This is a genomic window from Vibrio rotiferianus CAIM 577 = LMG 21460 (assembly GCF_002741985.1).
Lineage (GTDB): Bacteria > Pseudomonadota > Gammaproteobacteria > Enterobacterales > Vibrionaceae > Vibrio > Vibrio rotiferianus.
In genome coordinates, this window is record NZ_APHW01000105.1 from 104,342 (window position 1) to 124,566 (window position 20,225).

The 20,225-nt window shown below is 43.5% G+C and carries 14 protein-coding genes and 1 pseudogene; 8 read left to right on the top strand and 7 right to left on the bottom strand.

Annotated elements, in window-relative coordinates:
* Positions 1 to 30: 30 nt before the first annotated feature.
* From B853_RS21570 to B853_RS21585, 4 genes and pseudogenes are all read right to left on the bottom strand, one after another.
* A pseudogene (locus B853_RS21570) lies at positions 31 to 977 on the bottom strand (IS30 family transposase).
* 339 nt (positions 978 to 1,316) lie between these two features.
* On the bottom strand, positions 1,317 to 2,315 hold the full coding sequence (locus tag B853_RS21575; protein WP_025789585.1) for a glycoside hydrolase family 53 protein: 999 nt from the start codon (positions 2,313 to 2,315) through the stop codon (positions 1,317 to 1,319).
* A gap of 249 nt (positions 2,316 to 2,564) precedes the next feature.
* Positions 2,565 to 3,572: a LacI family DNA-binding transcriptional regulator gene (locus tag B853_RS21580; RefSeq protein WP_038884507.1), complete on the bottom strand. Its 1,008-nt coding sequence runs from the start codon at positions 3,570 to 3,572 to the stop codon at positions 2,565 to 2,567.
* A 78-nt stretch (positions 3,573 to 3,650) separates the two neighbouring features.
* The gene (locus tag B853_RS21585; RefSeq protein ID WP_038884505.1) at positions 3,651 to 4,754 is read right to left on the bottom strand and encodes an ABC transporter ATP-binding protein; all 1,104 of its coding nucleotides are present in this window, start codon (positions 4,752 to 4,754) and stop codon (positions 3,651 to 3,653) included.
* A gap of 213 nt (positions 4,755 to 4,967) precedes the next feature.
* Between B853_RS21585 and B853_RS21590 the strand changes: the two genes are divergently transcribed.
* From B853_RS21590 to B853_RS21615, 6 genes are all read left to right on the top strand, one after another.
* Positions 4,968 to 6,203, top strand: coding sequence for an extracellular solute-binding protein (locus B853_RS21590; protein ID WP_038885674.1), 1,236 nt, complete (start codon positions 4,968 to 4,970; stop codon positions 6,201 to 6,203).
* A gap of 102 nt (positions 6,204 to 6,305) precedes the next feature.
* Complete coding sequence (locus B853_RS21595; RefSeq protein ID WP_038885673.1) at positions 6,306 to 7,610, top strand: sugar ABC transporter permease; 1,305 nt, start codon at positions 6,306 to 6,308, stop codon at positions 7,608 to 7,610.
* A 4-nt stretch (positions 7,611 to 7,614) separates the two neighbouring features.
* A complete protein-coding gene (locus B853_RS21600; RefSeq protein ID WP_025789580.1) occupies positions 7,615 to 8,457 on the top strand; it encodes a sugar ABC transporter permease in 843 nt (280 codons plus the stop codon).
* Between the two features lie 16 nt (positions 8,458 to 8,473).
* Positions 8,474 to 9,706 carry a glycoside hydrolase family 53 protein gene (locus B853_RS21605; protein ID WP_038885671.1) on the top strand — a complete coding sequence of 411 codons (1,233 nt, stop codon included), beginning with the start codon at positions 8,474 to 8,476 and terminating at the stop codon, positions 9,704 to 9,706.
* Positions 9,706 to 11,772 carry a beta-galactosidase gene (locus B853_RS21610; protein WP_038885669.1) on the top strand — a complete coding sequence of 689 codons (2,067 nt, stop codon included), beginning with the start codon at positions 9,706 to 9,708 and terminating at the stop codon, positions 11,770 to 11,772. Before B853_RS21605 ends, B853_RS21610 begins: the two co-directional genes overlap by 1 nt.
* A gap of 148 nt (positions 11,773 to 11,920) precedes the next feature.
* Positions 11,921 to 13,183 carry a maltoporin gene (locus B853_RS21615; RefSeq protein WP_038885668.1) on the top strand — a complete coding sequence of 421 codons (1,263 nt, stop codon included), beginning with the start codon at positions 11,921 to 11,923 and terminating at the stop codon, positions 13,181 to 13,183.
* Between the two features lie 636 nt (positions 13,184 to 13,819).
* On the opposite strand, the gene araH is transcribed toward B853_RS21615, so the two are convergent.
* From araH to B853_RS21630, 3 genes are read right to left on the bottom strand one after another with little or no spacing between them, the layout of a single operon-like run.
* Positions 13,820 to 14,809: an L-arabinose ABC transporter permease AraH gene (gene araH, locus B853_RS21620; RefSeq protein WP_038882670.1), complete on the bottom strand. Its 990-nt coding sequence runs from the start codon at positions 14,807 to 14,809 to the stop codon at positions 13,820 to 13,822.
* Between the two features lie 25 nt (positions 14,810 to 14,834).
* On the bottom strand, positions 14,835 to 16,352 hold the full coding sequence (gene araG, locus B853_RS21625) for an L-arabinose ABC transporter ATP-binding protein AraG (RefSeq protein ID WP_038882671.1): 1,518 nt from the start codon (positions 16,350 to 16,352) through the stop codon (positions 14,835 to 14,837).
* Positions 16,353 to 16,411: 59 nt separating this feature from the next.
* Complete coding sequence (locus B853_RS21630; protein WP_038882673.1) at positions 16,412 to 17,410, bottom strand: arabinose ABC transporter substrate-binding protein; 999 nt, start codon at positions 17,408 to 17,410, stop codon at positions 16,412 to 16,414.
* 371 nt (positions 17,411 to 17,781) lie between these two features.
* Here B853_RS21630 and B853_RS21635 point away from each other — a divergent pair, with 371 nt between their 5' ends.
* Complete coding sequence (locus B853_RS21635; RefSeq protein ID WP_038882675.1) at positions 17,782 to 19,485, top strand: ribulokinase; 1,704 nt, start codon at positions 17,782 to 17,784, stop codon at positions 19,483 to 19,485.
* A complete protein-coding gene (locus B853_RS21640) occupies positions 19,478 to 20,218 on the top strand; it encodes an L-ribulose-5-phosphate 4-epimerase (RefSeq protein ID WP_038882676.1) in 741 nt (246 codons plus the stop codon). Before B853_RS21635 ends, B853_RS21640 begins: the two co-directional genes overlap by 8 nt.
* Positions 20,219 to 20,225: the final 7 nt, after the last annotated feature.

Below are 20,225 nucleotides of genomic sequence, written 5' to 3' on the forward strand. Positions count from 1 at the left end.
ATTCAAGTCCGAAGTGCGACACTTCCACATTTAAGCAGCCATGCACATTTCTTTGAATATCACGGCTGGCTGTTTAAAGCCTAAACACTTCTTTGGCCTGTAATTTATTCTCGCCATGGCGAGGGATACCACGTCATCACTAACTTCACGTAAATCAGAACCTTTCGGTACATATTGACGAAGTAGACCGTTAGCATTCTCGTTTGCTCCACGCTCCCATGAACTGTACGGATGGGCAAAGTAAACATCTGCCTCTAACGCCTCCGCAATTTCTTCATGATTAGCGAACTCCCTACCATTGTCAGCAGTGATTGTATATACATGCGTTTTATATGGCATGAGCAACTCTATCGTGGCTGCTGTGACATCTTTTGCTGATTTTGACTTCACTTTCTTTATCAAGAAGAAGCGACTCTTCCGCTCGAGTAAGGTAACGATAGTACCAGTTCCATGCTTGCCTAACACCGTATCGATTTCCCAATCACCGAAGCGTTCACGACTATCTACAATGGCAGGCCTGTCATCTATCGAGACAGCATTCTTAATGGCTTCTGCTTGGTTCTTTTGCCTTTACGGTATCGCTTATGGCCTTGTCTCAAATGCCGATAAAGCTTACCACCCATTGCTTTGTCATTTGCAATGCGCTGGTAAATCCATTCACGACTGACTGGCATCCCTGAAGCCGTCAATACCTCTGAAACCTGCTCAGGACTCCAATCGTGTTCAATCAACAATCGGATGAACTCAACTCGCTCCGAGGGTATTTTATACTTTGGAGCCTGACGCCTTCTCTCAATGCAAGCTCGATGAGCGGTTTGAGGGCAGTAGTTTGCTTTTTCGCTATTACGGCTAAGTTCTCTATAAACGGAGCTTCTATGGCAGTCGATGGCAAGGGCAATGTTTTTTATTGATACACCTTGTTCTAAAAGAACTGAAATCTGGTATTTTTTCCCTTCAGTCAATTGTTGATACTTCATGTTGGAACTGCTTGTTTCTTTGGTCAGAAGAGCATACCAATCTCAACAATTGGCTGTCTTCCTCAGTCCTACCCATGAAGTGTCGCACTTATTATCTGAATTCGGGCACCATTAGTTTGGTACAACGGTGCTAGAAGGGAGGTGCGTCCATCACATCAAAGCCCGCAACATCATCAAAAACTGACTTTAGATATTCTGGATCTACTAAAAAATCATCTTATGATGAAATGATATTGTCAGCATGGAAAGTGTGATAGAAACAATTATTAATTTAAGTTTGTTCTTTCGAATATGCTCCTCTAATCAAAGAGGGGCTTAAAAAATATTTTATGTTTTTACTTATTCAAGAAAGGCATCAAGAGCTTGAGTAGGCTGGCGCGTATTTGGATCCCATGCACCCAACGTATAACCTTGCCAACTATATGCCTGTGGCTCCCAATAGAAAATCCCAATGCCTTTATCTTGATTAACATTACGTACTTTTTGGATCATATCGGCAACGATAGTCTTTGCTTGAGGCTCATCCCAAGGCACACCAATTTCAGTGATCATCACTTCCGTTCCGTAGCGCTCGACCATATCATTGAGATTAGAGAGGCATTGATTGTTTGCTTCTTGCCAAGTAAGGCCAGTAGCATTCTTGGGATAGGAAGATGCGCCAATAACATCCCACCAAGCACTGTTGGATTGTAACCCATCAAGAATCCACCGGAAATTAGCATTGTCGTGACAGTTGGCTAAATGGACGATGACCTTAGCGTCTGGGAATACTTCTTTGGCTGCGTTGCGTCCGCTATTAAACAACCATGCATAGTTACGCATGTTGCTTGAAGCCATTCCTTCATTCCATAGCATTCCGTTGTTGGTTTCATTACCGACTTGAATCCATTTTGGTGTGATACCTGCAGCTTTTAAGGTGTTGAGTGAGTCTCTAGTGTAAGACCATACTTGTCCCATTAAATCTTCGAAGCTCAGTTGTTGCCATGCTGCGGGTTTCCACTGGTTACCTGGATCGGCCCAAGTGTCGCTATAGTGGAAGTCAATCATCACATCCATATTCGCGTCTTTGGCCCACTGCGCTTTGACAATTACATCATTCAGTGAGCTGTAATAACCATCACTGGGGTTAACCCAGACACGAAGACGCACTGCGTTCATGCCATGGTCTCGTAATATTGAAAGGACATCTTGTCGATAGCCCCAGTCGTTGTAGAACTCGTAGCCACTGTCTTCCATCTGAGTTATCCAACTAATATCCGCACCTTTAATAAAAGCGTGAGAATAGTTTGAGGCCACTAATGAGCCGAAGATGGCTAGTGTTTTTAGGGTATTGTTCATCGTTTCACCGTTTTTATATATTCACGTTTTAATTGTTTTTAAACGTAAATAATATAGCAAGGAATTTTGGTGTTGAGGTGATGTATAAAAGTGTTAGTGATTATTTATATAAGGTGATTTATGTAGTTGTGATTGTGGGTAAATTATCTAAGTAAATTTACTTAGATAATTGTGATTATGATCCATCTACAAATTTATTAAGTCAATTTTATCATCCGTGATGTTGAAGAATCATAAATTAGCGCGCAGTTAGTTAATTTTAAAACTGTCTCGCCATATAAACTCATGACCAAATAAAACCGTTTTTTTGTATTTCCTGCCTTCCATTTTTTCAATAAACATATCTATTGCTACCTCTCCCATTTCAAACGGGAACAGTCGCATTGTAGTAAGGCTTGGACTCATATGTCGGGCTGACGAGATATCGTTGGTGCCGATGACTTGTATATCGGTTGGAATGGTTAACCCTGCCTCATAAATGGCTCGATAAACACCAACGGCCACCATGTCTGTCGCGGCGTAGACCACGTCGGGAAGCTCATCGAGTTGTAGCATTTCTTTCATTGCTTGATACCCCGACTCGATGCAATACTCTTTACTCACTTTACATAGCGCATCGTGATACAAGCCGTTTTCTTTGGTGACTTTACGAAAAGTATGTAACCGCTCCTCGTTATTGCCAATAAAAGCAGGTCTTTTACAACGGCTTTTTAGTACATTTTGCATAACGTCATTGGACAACGCCAACCGGTCAATTAAGACTGCATCGGTTTTGCTACCTAAAGGGTTAGAATCAACAAATATGATATTGTGGTTAGCTTGATATAAGGTATCTACAATATGTTTGGAGAAATGTCCGACTGCAATGACGGCTGGAGCGTTTTCTAGTAGATTTATATTAGTATCGATCTGGTCTAAATGGAGTGTTCTTAAATCGACTCCTTTTTCTAAGCATCGATTTTGAATGCCAGCACGAATAGAAGTGAAATACGGGTCGTCTATTTCCTGTGTCGGCGTTAAAAAGTTCAACATAACAACATCACGTACGCCAAATGGCTCATTCGTTTTGGTTACTTCATGATGAACAAACTGTTTTTTACTGCGTTTAGGGGATTGATAGCCAAGAGACTCTACTGCCTCCAAAATGGCCCGTTTTTTGTCTTCACTTACAGACAAAGTAGGGTCTTCGTTAAGAAAGCGAGAAATAGTGGAAGTAGAAATCTTCGCTCTTTGTGCAATGTCTTTAAGTGTAGCCAAAAGATTACCCTATATTGTTTTTATCGGACGGTTCTAGCATGCCAAAGAGCATTCTGAATGCTCTTTGGCACTAAAGCGCTAATGTGTTGATTGTACAGAATCAAATTTAATGACGTTTCCATCAGGTTCAAAAATGTGTAAATGGGTAGGTGATGTAAATAGCGAAATTGACTCACCAGGCTGTACTTGTGTGTCCCCATGATGAAGGTATTTGAAGTCATCCACGCCGCCACATTGGCCAAAGATGTAAGTCATGCCTCCTAGTCTCTCGACCACTTCACATTGGAACGCGAGTGTGATCATATCTGGATTTGTCGTGAGGTGTTCTGGTCTAATGCCTAACGTCAGCTGTTTACCTATTTCAACCTGTGCTGCTTTTATCGGTAACGTGATTGAACGGCCCACATCCAGACTCACTGTTAAGCTCGTTTCATCCCAAGCTTCAACGATACAAGGAAGAAAATTCATTTTAGGCGAGCCAATAAATCCGGCAACAAATCTGTTAATAGGATTATGGTAGAGATCCATTGGTGAGCCAACTTGCTCAACTTTACCATCACGAAGCACGACGATCTTATCTGCTAATGTCATGGCTTCGACTTGGTCGTGCGTTACGTAGATCATGGTTGACTTAAGTTCTTGGTGTAGCTTTGCAATATGAAGTCGCATGTCGACGCGTAATTCTGCGTCTAGGTTTGATAGCGGCTCATCAAATAAAAACACTTTTGGATCTCGAACGATTGCTCGGCCGATAGCAACGCGTTGGCGTTGACCACCAGAAAGTTGGGCAGGCTTACGATCCAGCAAATGCTCCAACTGCAGTGCTTTACCGACCAACTGCACTTTTTTCTCTCGCTCTTCTTTTGGAACTTTGTTTACTTTTAGTGAGTAACCCATATTTTCTGCAACAGTCATATGCGGGTATAGAGCATAAGACTGGAACACCATCGCAACCCCTCGTTCTGATGGCGGAGTGTCGTTAACGACATTTCCCGAAATAGATATGGCTCCATCACTGATGTCTTCCAGGCCGGCAATCATACGCAAGAGCGTTGATTTTCCGCAGCCCGAAGGACCAACAAACACCACAAACTCACCTTCTTCTATCGACAAGTTTACGTTGTGAATGGTTTGGGTATCGTCAAAACGTTTTACGACATTGGATAATTGGATCGAAGACATTTTATATTCCTCTTAAATGATAATAAAGTGTGTGATCTAATTCGTCTTTTATTTAGTAAATTTTATTTTCACTTGTTTGTTTTATCACAATAACTGCTAGCTATAGTGATTGAAATCACATCAATGAATAACCTGTATGGAAAAAATAACACAAAGGAGCATATTTGCACCATAAATTTTATTTTTTACCAAAAACGAAAGGCGTGAAATTTTATGGATAATAATAAATTTAGTAAAAAACTATCTGCTCTCGCAGTAACTGCTCTATTTTGTTCGCCAATGGTGTTGGCGCAGCAGTCCTTATTAGTCTGGGAAGACATTCAAAAGTCTTTTGGTAATGAAGAAGCGGTAGCAGCGTTTGAAAAACAACACGATGTGAAAGTGAATGTGCTTGAAATGCCATATGGCGGTCAGGTCGAATCTCTGCGCATGGACGGCCCGGCGGGCACTGGTCCTGACGTCGTCTTGATTCCACATGATCAGATTGGTGGGGCGGTTATCCAAGGTTTACTTGCTCCAGTTCAGGTCGATAAAGCCGTTACCGATACATTTAGTCAATCTTCTATTGAGGCATTGACTTACAATGGTGTGCTCTATGGCTTGCCAAAATCCGTTGAAACGGTATTTATGGTTTATAACAAAGACCTTATTTCTGAGCTGCCTGAAACTATGGATGAAATATTTGAGCTGTCTAAAAAGTTTCGCGAAGAAAATAAATACGGTTTGCTGGCTAAATGGGATGAGCTTTATTACACCTACGGAATTTTAAACGGTATGGGTGGCGATGTTTTCGCTAAAAAAGAAGACGGCTCGTACGATCCTAATAAAATATTACTGAATACTCCAGGGGCAGTAGAAGGCGCAAAATTCATTCAGAAGTTCTATGACTCTAAAGTATTCCCTACAGGCATCATTGGCAATAACGGGCTTAATGCTATCGATTCACTATTCACGTCGGGCAAAGCAGCGATTGTTCAAACTGGTCCTTGGGCGCTCCAGCCTTACAAAGAAGCAGGGATCAACTATGGTGTAGCCCCACTTCCAAAATTGCCATCTGGTGAGCAAATGGGATCATTTATGGGCGTGAAGAGCTACAGCATTTCCACTTTCTCGAAAAACAAACCTTTAGCTCAAGAGTTTATTACGTTCGTCAATAATTATGATAATGCTAAGCGCCGCTTTGAGCTAACTGGAGAGGTTCCGGCAGTGACAAAATTGGTGGACGATCCTGTTATCAAAAATGACCCAGGTGCAAGTGCAGTAGCGATGCAATCCATTCATGCTACTTCTATGCCTTCCATTCCAGAAATGAACGAAGTGTGGGGCCCTGCGAACAGCGCACTTCAGTTGATTGCAACGAATAAACAAGATGCGAAAAGTGCACTCGACTCTGCAGTAGACAGCATCAATATGCAAATAGAAGCTAACCACGCAATGATGGGCCAATAATTTAAAGATATTGTTCTGGCGAAAGCAATTGTCGGCCCTATATAACCATCTTGGGCTGGGGCTGACAGACGCCAGAAGTTTTCCGAAATGGAGTTGTAAGTGATGTCTGACATGAGTGAACATTTTGAGCATAACTCGGGGCTGTATCGATCCCAACGGTTTACTGCCTCTTTATTTTCAGTAATTCCTGGCTTTGGCCAGTTTTATAATCGACAGTTTGTAAAAGGCATGATGTTCTTCATCTTGCTAACAAGTTTTTATGCAGTAACTCGTGATTTTATTTCCCACGGTATGTGGGGGCTTGTCACACTTGGCGAAAACCTACCAGAGGACAACTCAGTTTTCCTACTCGCAGAAGGCATTATTGCTTCGCTAGTGGTGGTATTTGGTTTAGCGGTTTATGTACTCAGCATTAATGACGCCTACAAAAACGGTCAACTGCTTGATGAAGGCCGCCCACTGAACTCACTTCGTGTTCAGTATCGCAATGTCATCAATGCTGGCTTCCCGTATCTGATGATAAGTCCGGGTTTTATCCTTTTAGTCTTTGTTGTTGTGTTTCCGATCATCTTTGGTTTTGCGATTGGTTTTACTAACTACAACCTTTATAACTCACCGCCTGCGAAGCTGGTGGACTGGGTTGGATTGAAGAACTTCTTCAACATTTTCCAAATTAACTTGTGGCGTAACACCTTTATCGATGTGTTGCAGTGGACGGTCGTTTGGACATTAGTTGCATCAACATTGCAATGTACAGTCGGGGTTCTTTTGGCGATTCTGGTTAACCAAAAAGACCTTAAATTTAAGCCTCTGATCCGTACTATCTTTATTCTTCCTTGGGCGGTACCGGGCTTTGTTACCATCCTTATTTTTACCGGGATGTTTAACGACAGCTTTGGTGTCATCAACAACGTGATTCTCGACTTCTTTGGTATTGAGCCTAAAGCTTGGCTGACAGACCCATTCTGGACGAAAGTCGCGCTCATCATGATCCAAACCTGGTTAGGTTTCCCATTTGTATTCGCCATGACAACGGGGGTTCTACAGGCGATCCCTAATGATCTTTATGAAGCTGCGACGATGGACGGTGCAAGTAAATTCCAGCAGTTAAGAACCATCACTTTACCGTTGGTTCTGTACTCAATCGCTCCAATTTTGATTACTCAATATACGTTTAACTTTAACAACTTCAATATTATTTATCTGTTTAACAATGGTGGTCCTGCTGTCATTGGTAGTAACGCGGGCGGCACCGATATCTTGGTGTCATGGATTTATAAACTGACGATGTCCTCATCGCAATACGGTATTGCATCTGCAATCACTTTATTACTGTCGATTTTTGTTGTGGGCATTGCTCTTTGGCAATTCCGTATGACCAAGTCATTCAAAGAAGAAGCGAGATAAAAATATGAGTATTAAACGTAGTAATCGCATCCGATTGACATTGAGTTACGGCCTAATTTTGCTGGTATCAGTGATCATTATTTACCCGTTAGTGTGGACGGTTGGAGCGTCATTCTATCCAGGTAACAGTATCATGGGTGAGTCCATATTCCCGGATAACCCGACTCTGAGTCACTATGCCACTTTGTTTGCTAATGACAAAGTAGCTTACCTGACCTGGTTCTGGAATAGTTTGAAAATCAGCTTTTTGACCATGGTACTAACGCTGATCAGTGTGTCATGTACGTCATATGCGTTTTCACGCTTTCGCTTTAAAGGAAGGAAAAATGGTCTAATGCTGTTCCTTCTGTTGCAGATGATCCCGCAATTCTCCGCCCTAATTGCGATATTTGTCTTAGCTCAGATGTTGGGATTGATTAATAGCCATCTTGCATTAGTACTGGTTTATGTTGGTGGCATGATCCCGATGAACACGTATTTAATGAAAGGTTACTTGGACGCGATACCGAAAGACCTGGATGAATCAGCAAAAATGGATGGTGCGAGTAATATCCGTATTTTTTTGGAAATCATACTGCCTATTTCAAAACCAATTATTGCAGTAGTAGCCTTATTCTCTTTCACGGGTCCTCTAGGCGATTTTATTCTCGCTACAACTATTCTAAGAACACCTGAAAATTATACGTTACCTATCGGTTTATATAATTTGGTCGTAGAAAAAATGGGGGCGAGTTATACTACATATGCAGCGGGTGCTGTGCTTATTTCAATACCTGTAGCGCTTCTTTATCTATCACTACAAAAATACTTTGTATCTGGCTTAACAGCAGGTAGTACAAAAGGCTAATACTAGAGAGAAAGATATGAATACAAAATTTAAGGTTGCACTTATTAGTGCGGCAGTGGCTTTGGCTGGCTGTCAATCTGTAAATACTTCAAATAATAACAGCTCTGATATTAATGCTGATGTGGATAATATTGTTATAACTGCTCCAACACTGAGAGCTGATTTTATTCGTGGTATGGATATCTCCATGTTGCCTGAAATAGAAAAATTGGGTGGGAAATATTACCAAGTTGGCAATGAAAAAGATCTGATTAAAATATTAAAAGATAGTGGAGTTAATTCTATTCGCGCACGTTTGTGGGTAGACCCAATGTCAGCCACTGGTGATGTATTTGGTGGCGGTAATAACACGTTAGAGCGTTCCATTGAGCTTGGTAAACGCGCACAAGAAAACGGTATGTCATTCCTGCTTGATATCCATTACAGCGACTTTTGGGCTGACCCTAAAAAGCAACAAAAGCCAAAAGAGTGGGAGCAACTTACGTTTGAGAACCTAACACAGAAAGTCTACGACTATACAGCAGAGGTGATGAAAGCACACCAAGCTGCGGGTGTCGTGCCAGACATGGTTCAAGTTGGTAACGAACTGAATGGTGGCATGCTTTGGCCGGAGGGTAAGAGTTGGGGTCAAGATGGTAAGGAGTTCGACCGCCTGTCACTGCTTTTAAAAACCGGCATCCAAGCGGTTCACGACAACGACAGTGGTAAAGACATTCAAATCATGTTGCACCTCGCTGAAGCCGGTGATAACGGTCTTTTCCGTTGGTGGTTTGATGAAATCACCCAGCGTGGTGTCGATTTTGATGTGATTGGTATGTCTTACTACCCGTGGTGGCACGGCCCAATTGATAAAGTAAAAGCCAATATGAATGACGTCATCAGTCGCTACAACAAGCCTGTTGTCTTGGTCGAAACGTCTTTCCCGTTTACCACTGAGAATGGTGATTCGTTAGGTAATAGCTACTCCGAGGCGGGGCCGATTGAGGGCTACAGTGTATCAATTGAGGGCCAGGCGCAATACCTGGCTGACATCATGACGCTGTTGAATGAACTGCCTAACGAACTAGGTTTAGGGATTTATTACTGGGAACCCGCATGGTTACCAATCGATGGGGCAACCTGGTCAACAGGCGCTGGCATGGACTATAGCGGGGACAAATGGGACATGGGCAATTCATGGGAGAACCAAGCACTGTTTGATTTTGAAGGTAACGCACTACCGTCATTGAAAGTATTTAAAGGTCAATAATGAACAATAAAGAACACATCATTCCAAAGATAAAAGGCTTGCTCCATGGAGCAGATTACAACCCTGAGCAATGGTTAGACAGACCTGATATTTTAGCGAAAGATATTGAACTGATGAAGCAGACGAATTGTAACGTTATGTCTGTCGGTATCTTCAGTTGGTCTGCTCTTGAGCCTGTTGAAGGTGAGTTTCAGTTTGAATGGCTCGATAACGTACTGGATAACTTGGCAGACAATGGGATTTCTGTATTCCTGGCGACACCGAGTGGCGCGCGTCCTGCCTGGTTGTCTGAACGATACCCTGACGTCCTTCGAGTCAACAGCGCACGTATTAAACAACTGCATGGAGAACGTCATAACCATTGTTACAGCTCACCGAATTACCGTGAGAAAGTGAGCATCATGAACGCTAAATTGGCTGAACGTTACAGTCAACATCCTGCGGTGATAGGCTGGCACGTTTCAAACGAATATGGCGGCGATTGTCACTGTAATTACTGCCAAGAAGAGTTTCGTTTGTGGCTGAAAAACAAATACGGCTCCCTATACAATCTTAATAAGCTGTGGTGGAGTGCGTTCTGGAGTCATACTTACACCAGTTGGGAACAAATTGAATCACCATCTCCCGTTGGTGAGAACTCCGTTCACGCACTGAAGTTAGATTGGAAACGATTCTGTACTGACCGCGTCTCGAACTTCTGTGAGCACGAGATTGCACCGCTCAAGTCGATTAATCCTGATCTGCCTACGACGGCAAACTTCATGGAGTACTTTTACGACTACAACTATTGGGAATTGGCAAAGTCAATTGATGTTGTTTCTTGGGACAGCTATCCGCTTTGGCACCGTGACGGCGATGAAGTTGCGCTCGCTTGCTATACCGGGATGTACCATGATTTGATGCGCACACTGAAAAACCAGCCATTTTTACTCATGGAATCAACCCCAAGCCAAACTAACTGGCAGCCAATTACTAAGCTCAAAAAAGACGGTGTCCATCTGCTTTCCTCATTGCAAGCAGTCGCTCATGGCTCTGATTCTGTTCAGTACTTTCAGTGGCGAAAAAGCCGCGGCTCTGTAGAGAAGTTCCATGGTGCGGTGATCGACCACGTTGGTCATGCAAATACTCGCACTGGTCGAGAAGTAACAGCCGTTGGTGAGTATCTTAAACAAATTAATGATGTGGCGGGAACGAACACGCAGGCCGAAGTGGCGATCATTTTTGATTGGGAAAACCGTTGGGCAATGGATGATGCTTCAGGTCCTCGCAATGAAGGCATGCACTACGAGCAAACCGTGTGTGACCATTATCGAGGTTTTTGGCAGCAAGGTATTAGCTGCGACATTATAGAGCAGCTCTGTGATTTTACTCCTTACAAGATCATTGTTGCACCTATGCTCTACTTAATAAAACCTGGCGTAGCAGAACGTCTGGAAGCATTTGTGGAGCAGGGTGGGACGTTAGTCGCGACTTATTGGAGTGGCATCGTTGATCAGAATGACCTGTGCTTCTTGGGAGGTTTCCCTGGCGGAGAAGGCAGCCCATTGCGCCGCACGTTGGGTATTTGGACTGAAGAGATTGACTCACTCTATGACCATGAACGCGTATTGTTTGAAATGGAAACGCACTCTGGTTTTGGCTTCAGTGGTGAATTTAAGGCCAAGCACTTAATGGAACATATCCATTTAGAGACGGCAGAAGCTCTGGCTTATTACCGTGAGGATCTATTTGATGCTTGTCCGGTCATTACTAAGAACCAGCTTGGTAAAGGTTGTGCTTATTACATCGCTGCACGTACAGAGACAGAGTTTAACGAGTTATTTTACATCTCTCTTGCTAATTTACATGGAATCCGCAAGCCAATTGAAAACGTGCCTTACGGGGTGTCAGTGACAACTCGTGAAGATGAACAGTCTCGCTATTTGTTCATTATGAACTTTTTGAATGATCCGCGAGATTTGAAAGTTCCGCACGGGAATTGGATAAATGCAAATACAGGTGACGATATTCAGGAGAATATTAAACTTCAACCCTATCAAGTCATCGTTATCAGAAATGATAAATAGCTATCCCGCCTGATTATTTAGGCGGGCAATGAATAACAATATTTAAAAATAAGATGAAATTCATCTTACGGGTAAGTATTGCCTAAACAAAGGATATGGCGATATTTACCCAGCCAATAACTCAAAAGTAATACAAAAGGAAATTAAAATGAAAAAAGCAACATTGACAGTCGCTATTTTAGGTTCTTTATTCGCCACTCAAGTTTCAGCAGTCGATTTCTACGGTTACGTACGTGCTGGTTTGGGAGCCAGTGCTGATGGAGGCGGTACCAAAGGAGGAGATGAGTTTTATAAAACGACATTGGGTCGCTTGGGTAATGAGTTTGATACTTATTCGGAAATTGGATTAGGCCAAGAGTTATTTAATGCAGATGGTCGTTCAATGTACTTTGAAAGTATGTTTGAAATGTCATCGGAGGGGAACCTAGAGTCTGAAAATAGTAAAGATGACAGTGCCAACTTTGGTATTAAGCAGTTAAATGTTCAAGCTAAAGGCTATATCCCATCTTCTCCTGATGCCGTTATCTGGGCTGGTAAACGCTTTTATCAACGTCATGATATCCACATTATAGACACTAAATACTGGAATATTTCTGGCTACGGTGTGGGTATCGAAAACATCAAGTTAAATACCGGTGCGATTTCAGCAGCGGTTATCCGAGCCGATAATGAGTTGGCCGAGTGGGATGATACTGGCAATAAAACGAGTTACGGAGATTTGAATACTTACTTCTTAGATTTACGTTACGCTGGCTTTAGCCCATGGGAAGGCTCCTGGACTGAATTCGGTGTTGACTATGCAATGGTTAACCCAACGGATGAGCAAGAAGACGCCGCTGAGAACTTCGATAACGGTTTAATGTTAACTGCTGAACTTAGCCAGAGTTTTTCATTGGGGTATAACAAGTTTGTGCTCCAATATATGGACAAAGGACTTGCACAGAACGCTATCTCACAAGGTGGTGGCTGGTATGACATATGGAGTGGTGACGTCAGCGATGCAAAAGGGTTCCGCTTTATCACTACTGGTGATTTGAATTTAGGCGAAAATGTCGTGATAAACCATGTTTTAACTTACGGTAACGTGAAAGATCATGGTGACTGGTTAGATAAGGAAGAGTTGTTATCATTTGTAGCTCGTCCAACTTACAACTGGTCGCCATACAACAAGACTATGTTAGAGGTCGGCTACTTTGACCAAGAAAAAACTTGGGATTCAGGCTCTGAAGACAAGTTTAGTGGTACAAAATTCACTATTGCACATGCTATCTCAACGGGAGAGTCTTTCTTCGCTCGTCCAGAAATCCGATTCTTTGCGACTTATTTGAAGGACAATGAGGGTGACTCTTTTGACAACAATAAGAGTAACGATACGATCAACTACGGTGTGCAAGTCGAAGCCTGGTGGTAACCAATAAAAATTGCCATTTTACTACTTAGATAGGCCTGTTTAACTCCATTCTGGCCTATCTCAAGCTTAGGCTTGAAACGCTTATTAGTAGTGTGCTCTTAAAGTGGGTCATATTTTACCGAGGGGGAGGGGTATGGCGATGTTATCATTTTAGGAGCTTTTTTAATTTGTACTTGTCTCTGAAATTTCTTTTTCAAAAGAATAATATGATTTTTCTTGTTTTCTGACTTGCAGTATCTGTTCATCACTTCTTGTTTTAAAAAGCAAAACTAAATTTTTGCACTTTTATATAACGCAAACCGTAAGTCACTGGTAGGGCTGCGCCCTTAATCGTAACGATTACATTGCTTGGTGGTAAATTTGATCTCTTTTCAAGTTTTATTCTTATCAGATTAGAGTTGTTACTACCCATCTTCAATTCAGTTAGATCTGATCTGGCTCATTTGTGCCCCGAAGTGTGTTAGTGAGGAATTAGATTTGATTTCAATTTCCGCAATTAGACTTACTTTTCCTTATGTCTAGAACACTAATTATGTGCCTGATTATATTGTATCATTCCACATTAGTCTCTATGAACAACCATGGCGTAGTTCATGGTTGTTCATTGGAGATAGTTATTGATAAGTTTTTCGAAAGCTACGCTCGATTGGTCTGTTTGTAACGGTCGAAGATAACCGCCGCTAACAATATTATGCCGCGAACAACATATTGAGAAAATGGTGACATATTGAGTAGGTTCATCGCATTTTCTACTGTTCCCAGAATCAATACCCCAGCAATAACATAGGATACTTTACCTATACCACCTTTTAGAGAGACCCCTCCGAGTACACAAGCTGAAATGACGACCAACTCGAAACCTACGGAGGTCATTGGTTGACCACTTGTCATACGCGCCGCCAAAATAACCCCAGCAAGCGCTGAGATTAACCCTGATACGGTGAAAATGATCATCTTAGTTTTGACCACATTGACACCAGCCAAACGCGCCGCTTCTTCGTTACCACCTATCGCTAACGTATTGCGACCGTAAACAGTACGATTGAGAAGAAAAGCGAATAGAGCAAAAGTAATCATGGTCAGCCATATCGGTGTCGGAATTCCTAGGATGGATGAGTTGCCCAAAGCAAAAAATTTCTCTTCGGTGATACCTACTGCTCTGCCGTCGGAGATTATGTAGCCGAGACCACGAGCGATCTGCATGGTTGCTAACGTAGTGATTAACGCATTGATTTGCAGTTTAGCTATCACGAAACCGTTAAGTAGACCAAATGCTGCACCAGACAATAAGCCTGCACCAATACCAAGTACCAAACTGCTCGTGGCATTAATTGCTACTGCGGTCACGACACCTGAACAGGCGATAATTGAAGCGACAGACAGGTCGAGATCACCGCAAGCTAAGCAGAACAGCATCGCACATGCCACCATGCCACTCATCGAAATCGCCAGACCAAGCCCTTTCATATTGATGAAAGTCGCAAAGTAAGGCACAAATAAGGCACATAGAATAAATAGACCAGCGAACACGATCAGCATTCCGAATCGGTCCCAAATGCCGGCCAAATTAAAGGAGCGTTTTGCGTCCTGTTGTTCAAGAGGTTTTGTAGAGCTTGTTACAGACATAATAATATTCCTTAATTTTTAAGCGTTAAGCAGCGGCCGAGCCTTCTTGGTCTAGCATTGCCAGACGAAGCGCAGTTTGCTCGTTAAATTCGTCGCGTTGTAATTCACCGGTCACAGCGCCTTCTTTCATGACAACGACGCGATCTGAGATACCCAATACTTCCGGTAAGTCGCTGGAAACGACGAGTACGGTCACCCCGTTTTCCGCCAGCTTAAAAATGAGTTCGTATATTTCTGACTTTGCTCCAACATCTATACCGCGGGTAGGCTCATCCAACAAGATGACGCTCATTGCTGTTGACAACCAACGGCCAAGAATGACTTTCTGCTGGTTACCACCGGACAGTTTTCCAATAGGTTGTTCTAAAGAAGAAGTTTTTACATTAAGTGCTTCTTTTTGCTTCGAAGCGTTTTTTTTCTCCCAGTCGAAATCAATCAAGCTTTTGAACTTTAGATTCCAAGGGCGAGCACTAATGTTGGTGTTTTCTTGAACTGACATGATAGGAACGATGCCGTCGGCTTTGCGGTCTTCCGAGCACAGCGTAATACCAGCTCGAATGGCATCTTGCGGGGTTTTTACGCCAATTTTAATATTGTGAAGAAACAGGTCTCCTGCACTTTTCTTATCGGCACCAAAAATAAGGCGAGTTAGCTCGGTTCGTCCAGCTCCTACTAAGCCAAATAACCCTAAAATTTCACCTTGTTTGATATCCATTGATAGCGGCTGGCTTAACCCTGGGCCTTCGAAGTTTTCTATACGCAGGCCACTTTGACCATGCTGACGTGAACGATAGTTGTAGATATCGTTGATTTCGCGACCTACCATCAATTCCACTAATCGGTCATGAGTCAGTTCAGACATATCATGGAATGATTGCACGTGCTCACCATCTTTGAAGATAGTAATTGCATCACAAAGGTCGAATATTTCTTCCATACGATGTGATACATACATGATGACTTTTCCAGAATCACGCAGTTCACGAATAACCTTAAATAGGTTCTTAATTTCTCGTTGCGATAAGCTACTGGTTGGCTCATCAAAAGCGATAATTTGTGCATTGCGACTCAATGCTTTGGCAATCTCAACCATTTGCCATTGGCCGATAGAAAGATCCTTTAATTGGCATGAAGGATCGAAGGTTTCACCTAAGCGTTCTAACTGAACTCGTGCATTTCTGTTTAGAGTTTCGGTGTCCACTCGGCCGCCCTTGGTTGGCAATTGCCCAAGATAAATATTCTCGGCAACCGTCAGTTCAGGAACGAGGTTGAGCTCTTGATAAATAATGGCAATGCCGTGAGCAAGGGCATCATTGGTTGAGTTTAGCGCCACTTCTTTACCGTCAATGGCGATATGACCGTCAGTTGGTTGATGAAATCCGCTGAGAGTTTTGAGAAGCGTTGATTTACCAGCACCATTTTCGCCCATCAAGGCGTGAACACTGCCCGCATCGGCGCGGAAGCTAACGTTGTTCAATGCCTTAACACCGGGGAAGTGCTTTGAAATATTGCGAAACTCTATGTAAGAGGGGGACTTAGCCATGACATTCTCTCCGTTAAGTCAGGTGGTGACGACTCATAAGGTCGTCACCGAAAGTGAGCTTAAAGCCCTTTCTTAGCTAGTTCGTCTTTGAAGTTATCACGCGTGATAAGTACAACGTCTGTAACTTCTACAAACTTCTCTGGCTGGATATCGTCAGTCACCCATTTGTAAAGTGACTCGATACTCTTGTAGCCATGTACGTCTGGGCTAGGTAGCAGTGAACCGTAGAACCCTGTCGGCTGAGATTTAGCCAGTTCGTTCACTGCATCGACGCCATTGATACCAATACCGATTACGTCGTTTGCACTGAACCCCTGACCTTCAGTGGCACGTACACCGCCTAGTACAGTATTGTCGTTCATGCCTAAAACTAGCCATTGCTTAACGGTTGGGTATTGAACAAGCAGAGAGTTTGCTGCGTCTAGTGCACCTGGGATGTCGTTGGTTTTCGTTGGTACACGGTAGATCTGCTCGACAGGGAAGCCGGCTTGTTCTAGTGCCGAAATCGAGCCATCTACACGACGGCGTGCTGTATCAAGTTCGTCAGCGGTGATTGCCATTACACCTGTTGTAGATGCATCCCAGTTACGTCTCTGCATTTCATTGTAAAGCTCCGTTCCTTGGCGTTCGCCAATAGCGGTTGCTGCCATCATAACCAAAGGAACGTCGATCATTGGTTCGCCTTTCGCATTCAGGAATTGGTCATCGACAGTCACAACTTTCAGATCATAACTTTTTGCCTTCGCCATAATTGCAGGACCTAATTTAGGATCAGGTGTGCAAATAACGAAACCTTTCGCACCTTGTGCCGCCAGTGTGTCGATAGCATTAAGGGTTTTTTCGCCATCGGGCACGGCCATTTTTACGACTTCAAAGCCTAAATCTTTACCTGCTTTTTCAGCGAATGACCATTCTGTTTGGAACCATGGTTCCTCCGGTTGCTTAACTAGGTAGCCTAATCGAGTTTCATCGTTAGAGCCGAAAAAGGCATTGGCAGAAGCGCTGAGTAAAGTAATGCCAGATAAGGCCGCGACTGTGAGTAGTTTTTTTAGTTTCATTGTTATCCATCCGCTGGTAGAGGTGAGTGTTCGTCCTACATATTTGTGGATCTTGGAATAATTATTAGTGATAAGAATCACAGCTGAGGAATGTAGCGTTTTTGTCCATTTATTTAGCCGCAGAGACTATGATGTAGCTCTCGGTTAGTGGTTTTTTCGTGATTTGAGATTAATTTGTCAGCACTTGAAATGTTAAATTTGCTAATTATGGTGTGATTCTAGCTCGATTTCCCTAGGTGTTAGAGAGAACACAAAAAACGTCTCGTGGCGTTTTTGTCCATAAAGTTAGCGAGCCTATTTATGGGATAACGGCTTCGCTCTCGCTATAACTGCAAGAGGATTTAGTTTGCTGACCAAAAGTTGGAGCTCTTATGGACACATTGAAAACACATCAGCAGCATGTAATTGGTTTAGATTTCGGATCGGACTCTGTACGTGCTCTTGTCGTTAATGCAGACACAGGCAAAGAAGTATCTTCGTCTGTTGTCTATTACCCAAGATGGATCAAAGGACTTTATTGTCAGCCTGATCAATCTCAGTTCAGGCATCACCCCCAAGATTATCTGGATGCGATGACCGACGCTATCCAAGAAGTGTTGAGCACAGTTTCACCTACCGTAACTTCTTCTGTCGTGGGTATTGGTGTTGATACAACGGGTTCGACACCTGCGCCAATTGATGAAAACGGTACCATTCTCGCTTTACTTCCAGAGTTCGAAAACAGCCCCAATGCGATGTTCGTTTTATGGAAGGACCATACATCGGTAACCAAAGCCGATTTGATTAATGAGCTAGCACACTCGGGAACCTATACCGATTACACCCGCTACATCGGTGGGGTGTATTCATCGGAATGGTTCTGGGCTAAAGCTGCGTGGGTCAGTGAACAAGATGAACAAATTGCAAAGCGAGCCTATAGCTGGGTAGAGCTTTGTGACTGGATTCCAGCCACTCTTTCTGGTAATCAACATCCTCAAAAACTACGCCGTAGTATTTGTGCTGCTGGGCATAAAGCCATGTGGCACGACAGCTGGGGTGGTTTGCCTGACCAAGCCTTCTTAAGCGCAATTTCTCCAACACTCGATGGTATTCGTGACCGCATGTTTTCGGATGTATTCACATCAGATCAAGCGGCTGGGTATCTCTCGAAAGAGTGGGCAGAGCGATTGGGACTACCGGAAGGTATTGCCATCGCCATTGGTGAGTTTGATTGCCATATGGGTGCCGTTGGAGCGGGTGCTGGCGCCAATGACTTAGTAAAAGTCATTGGAACCTCGACCTGTGACATTTTAATGGTGGAAGCAGAGCAGGTCGGTGACCGCACTATTCATGGGATTTGTGGCCAAGTAGAAGGCAGTGCTATGCCCGAGTTGCTCGCTTTAGAAGCGGGGCAATCAGCGTTTGGTGATATGTACGCTTGGTTTAAAAACGTATTGATGTGGCCATTGCAGGCTTATGTAGAGCGTAACCCAGACTTTGCGTTGACCGCAGAAGAAATCGCTTCTGACTTACTGCCAATGCTTTCGGAAGCAGCAGAGCAGCAAGGTATTGACCAGTACACACCAGTGGCAATGGATTGGCTTAATGGTCGACGTACTCCCTATGCAAATCAGCGTTTAAAAGGTGCTATTTGCGATTTGAATCTTGGCAGTGCTTCACCCGCTATATTCTCAGCGCTTGTAGAGTCGACAGCGCATGGTGCAAAAGCGATTGTGGATTGCTTTATTGAACAAGACGTAACCGTTGAACGCGTGATTGCCATTGGTGGTATTGCTCAGAAATCACCTTATGTGATGCAAATGTGTGCTGATGTGATAGGCCGCGAAATCGTCGTCGTAGAGTCGGAGCAATGTTGTGCCTTGGGAGCTGCGATATTTGCTGCAGTAGCCGCGGGCGTTTACCCAAATACCAAAGCAGCACAAAGTGTGATGGCCAGCCCCATTCGTCAAGCCTATTTACCAAACCCAGAAGTACAAGCGATGAGAGCGGAGCGATATGCGACCTATCGTCAATTAGGGCAGCACATGGAGCAGCTTGCTGAATTTCATCAATCTCAGGAGCGTGACAATGTCTGAACAAACAGTATGGACCGACGTTGATTTAACCGCAGAGCGCCTTAAAGCACTTCGTCATCAAGTTTGGCAAGCCAATATGGACCTCCAGCGCCATAACCTTGTGACCTTCACTTGGGGGAATGTTTCAGGCATCGACCGTAAGTCAGGTTTGGTCGTCATTAAACCGAGTGGTGTTGAATACAGCGACCTCAGCGCCGCCAACATGGTAATTGTGGATCTACAAGGCCGAATCGTTGAGGGAGAGATGAATCCTTCTTCAGATACCGCGACGCATTTAGAGCTTTACCGTCAATATCCCGATATTGGCGGTATTGTCCATACTCATTCGCCACAAGCGACAGCATGGGCTCAAGCAGGTCGCGCCATTCCGGCACTGGGTACCACTCACGCGGACTATTTCTATGGTCAAATCGATTGTACTCGAGCATTGAGTGACAAAGAGATTGCTGAAGATTATGAGTTAAACACTGGCAAAGTAATTGTTGAAACCATTGGTGACGGAGACGCGATGGCTGCTCCCGGTATTCTTGTTAAAGAGCACGCGCCGTTTACTTGGGCGAAAGATCCACATCAAGCTGTACATAATGCTGTGGTGGTAGAGGTGGTTGCTGGTATGGCATTACAAACATTACAAATCAACTCGAGCGTAAGTTCGATTAATCCATCGCTCTTGGATAAACACTATTTACGTAAGCACGGCGCAAACGCCTACTACGGTCAAACCAAAAAATAAGGATACA

Excerpts from the sequence above, each read along its gene's own strand:
- B853_RS21575 (WP_025789585.1), bottom strand. The coding sequence starts at position 2,315 with ATGAACAATACCCTAAAAACACTAGCCATCTTCGGCTCATTAGTGGCC.
- B853_RS21585 (WP_038884505.1), bottom strand. The coding sequence starts at position 4,754 with ATGTCTTCGATCCAATTATCCAATGTCGTAAAACGTTTTGACGATACC.
- B853_RS21590 (WP_038885674.1), top strand. The coding sequence starts at position 4,968 with ATGGATAATAATAAATTTAGTAAAAAACTATCTGCTCTCGCAGTAACT.
- B853_RS21595 (WP_038885673.1), top strand. The coding sequence starts at position 6,306 with ATGTCTGACATGAGTGAACATTTTGAGCATAACTCGGGGCTGTATCGA.
- B853_RS21600 (WP_025789580.1), top strand. The coding sequence starts at position 7,615 with ATGAGTATTAAACGTAGTAATCGCATCCGATTGACATTGAGTTACGGC.
- B853_RS21605 (WP_038885671.1), top strand. The coding sequence starts at position 8,474 with ATGAATACAAAATTTAAGGTTGCACTTATTAGTGCGGCAGTGGCTTTG.
- B853_RS21610 (WP_038885669.1), top strand. The coding sequence starts at position 9,706 with ATGAACAATAAAGAACACATCATTCCAAAGATAAAAGGCTTGCTCCAT.
- B853_RS21615 (WP_038885668.1), top strand. The coding sequence starts at position 11,921 with ATGAAAAAAGCAACATTGACAGTCGCTATTTTAGGTTCTTTATTCGCC.
- araH (WP_038882670.1), bottom strand. The coding sequence starts at position 14,809 with ATGTCTGTAACAAGCTCTACAAAACCTCTTGAACAACAGGACGCAAAA.
- araG (WP_038882671.1), bottom strand. The coding sequence starts at position 16,352 with ATGGCTAAGTCCCCCTCTTACATAGAGTTTCGCAATATTTCAAAGCAC.
- B853_RS21630 (WP_038882673.1), bottom strand. The coding sequence starts at position 17,410 with ATGAAACTAAAAAAACTACTCACAGTCGCGGCCTTATCTGGCATTACT.
- B853_RS21635 (WP_038882675.1), top strand. The coding sequence starts at position 17,782 with ATGGACACATTGAAAACACATCAGCAGCATGTAATTGGTTTAGATTTC.
- B853_RS21640 (WP_038882676.1), top strand. The coding sequence starts at position 19,478 with ATGTCTGAACAAACAGTATGGACCGACGTTGATTTAACCGCAGAGCGC.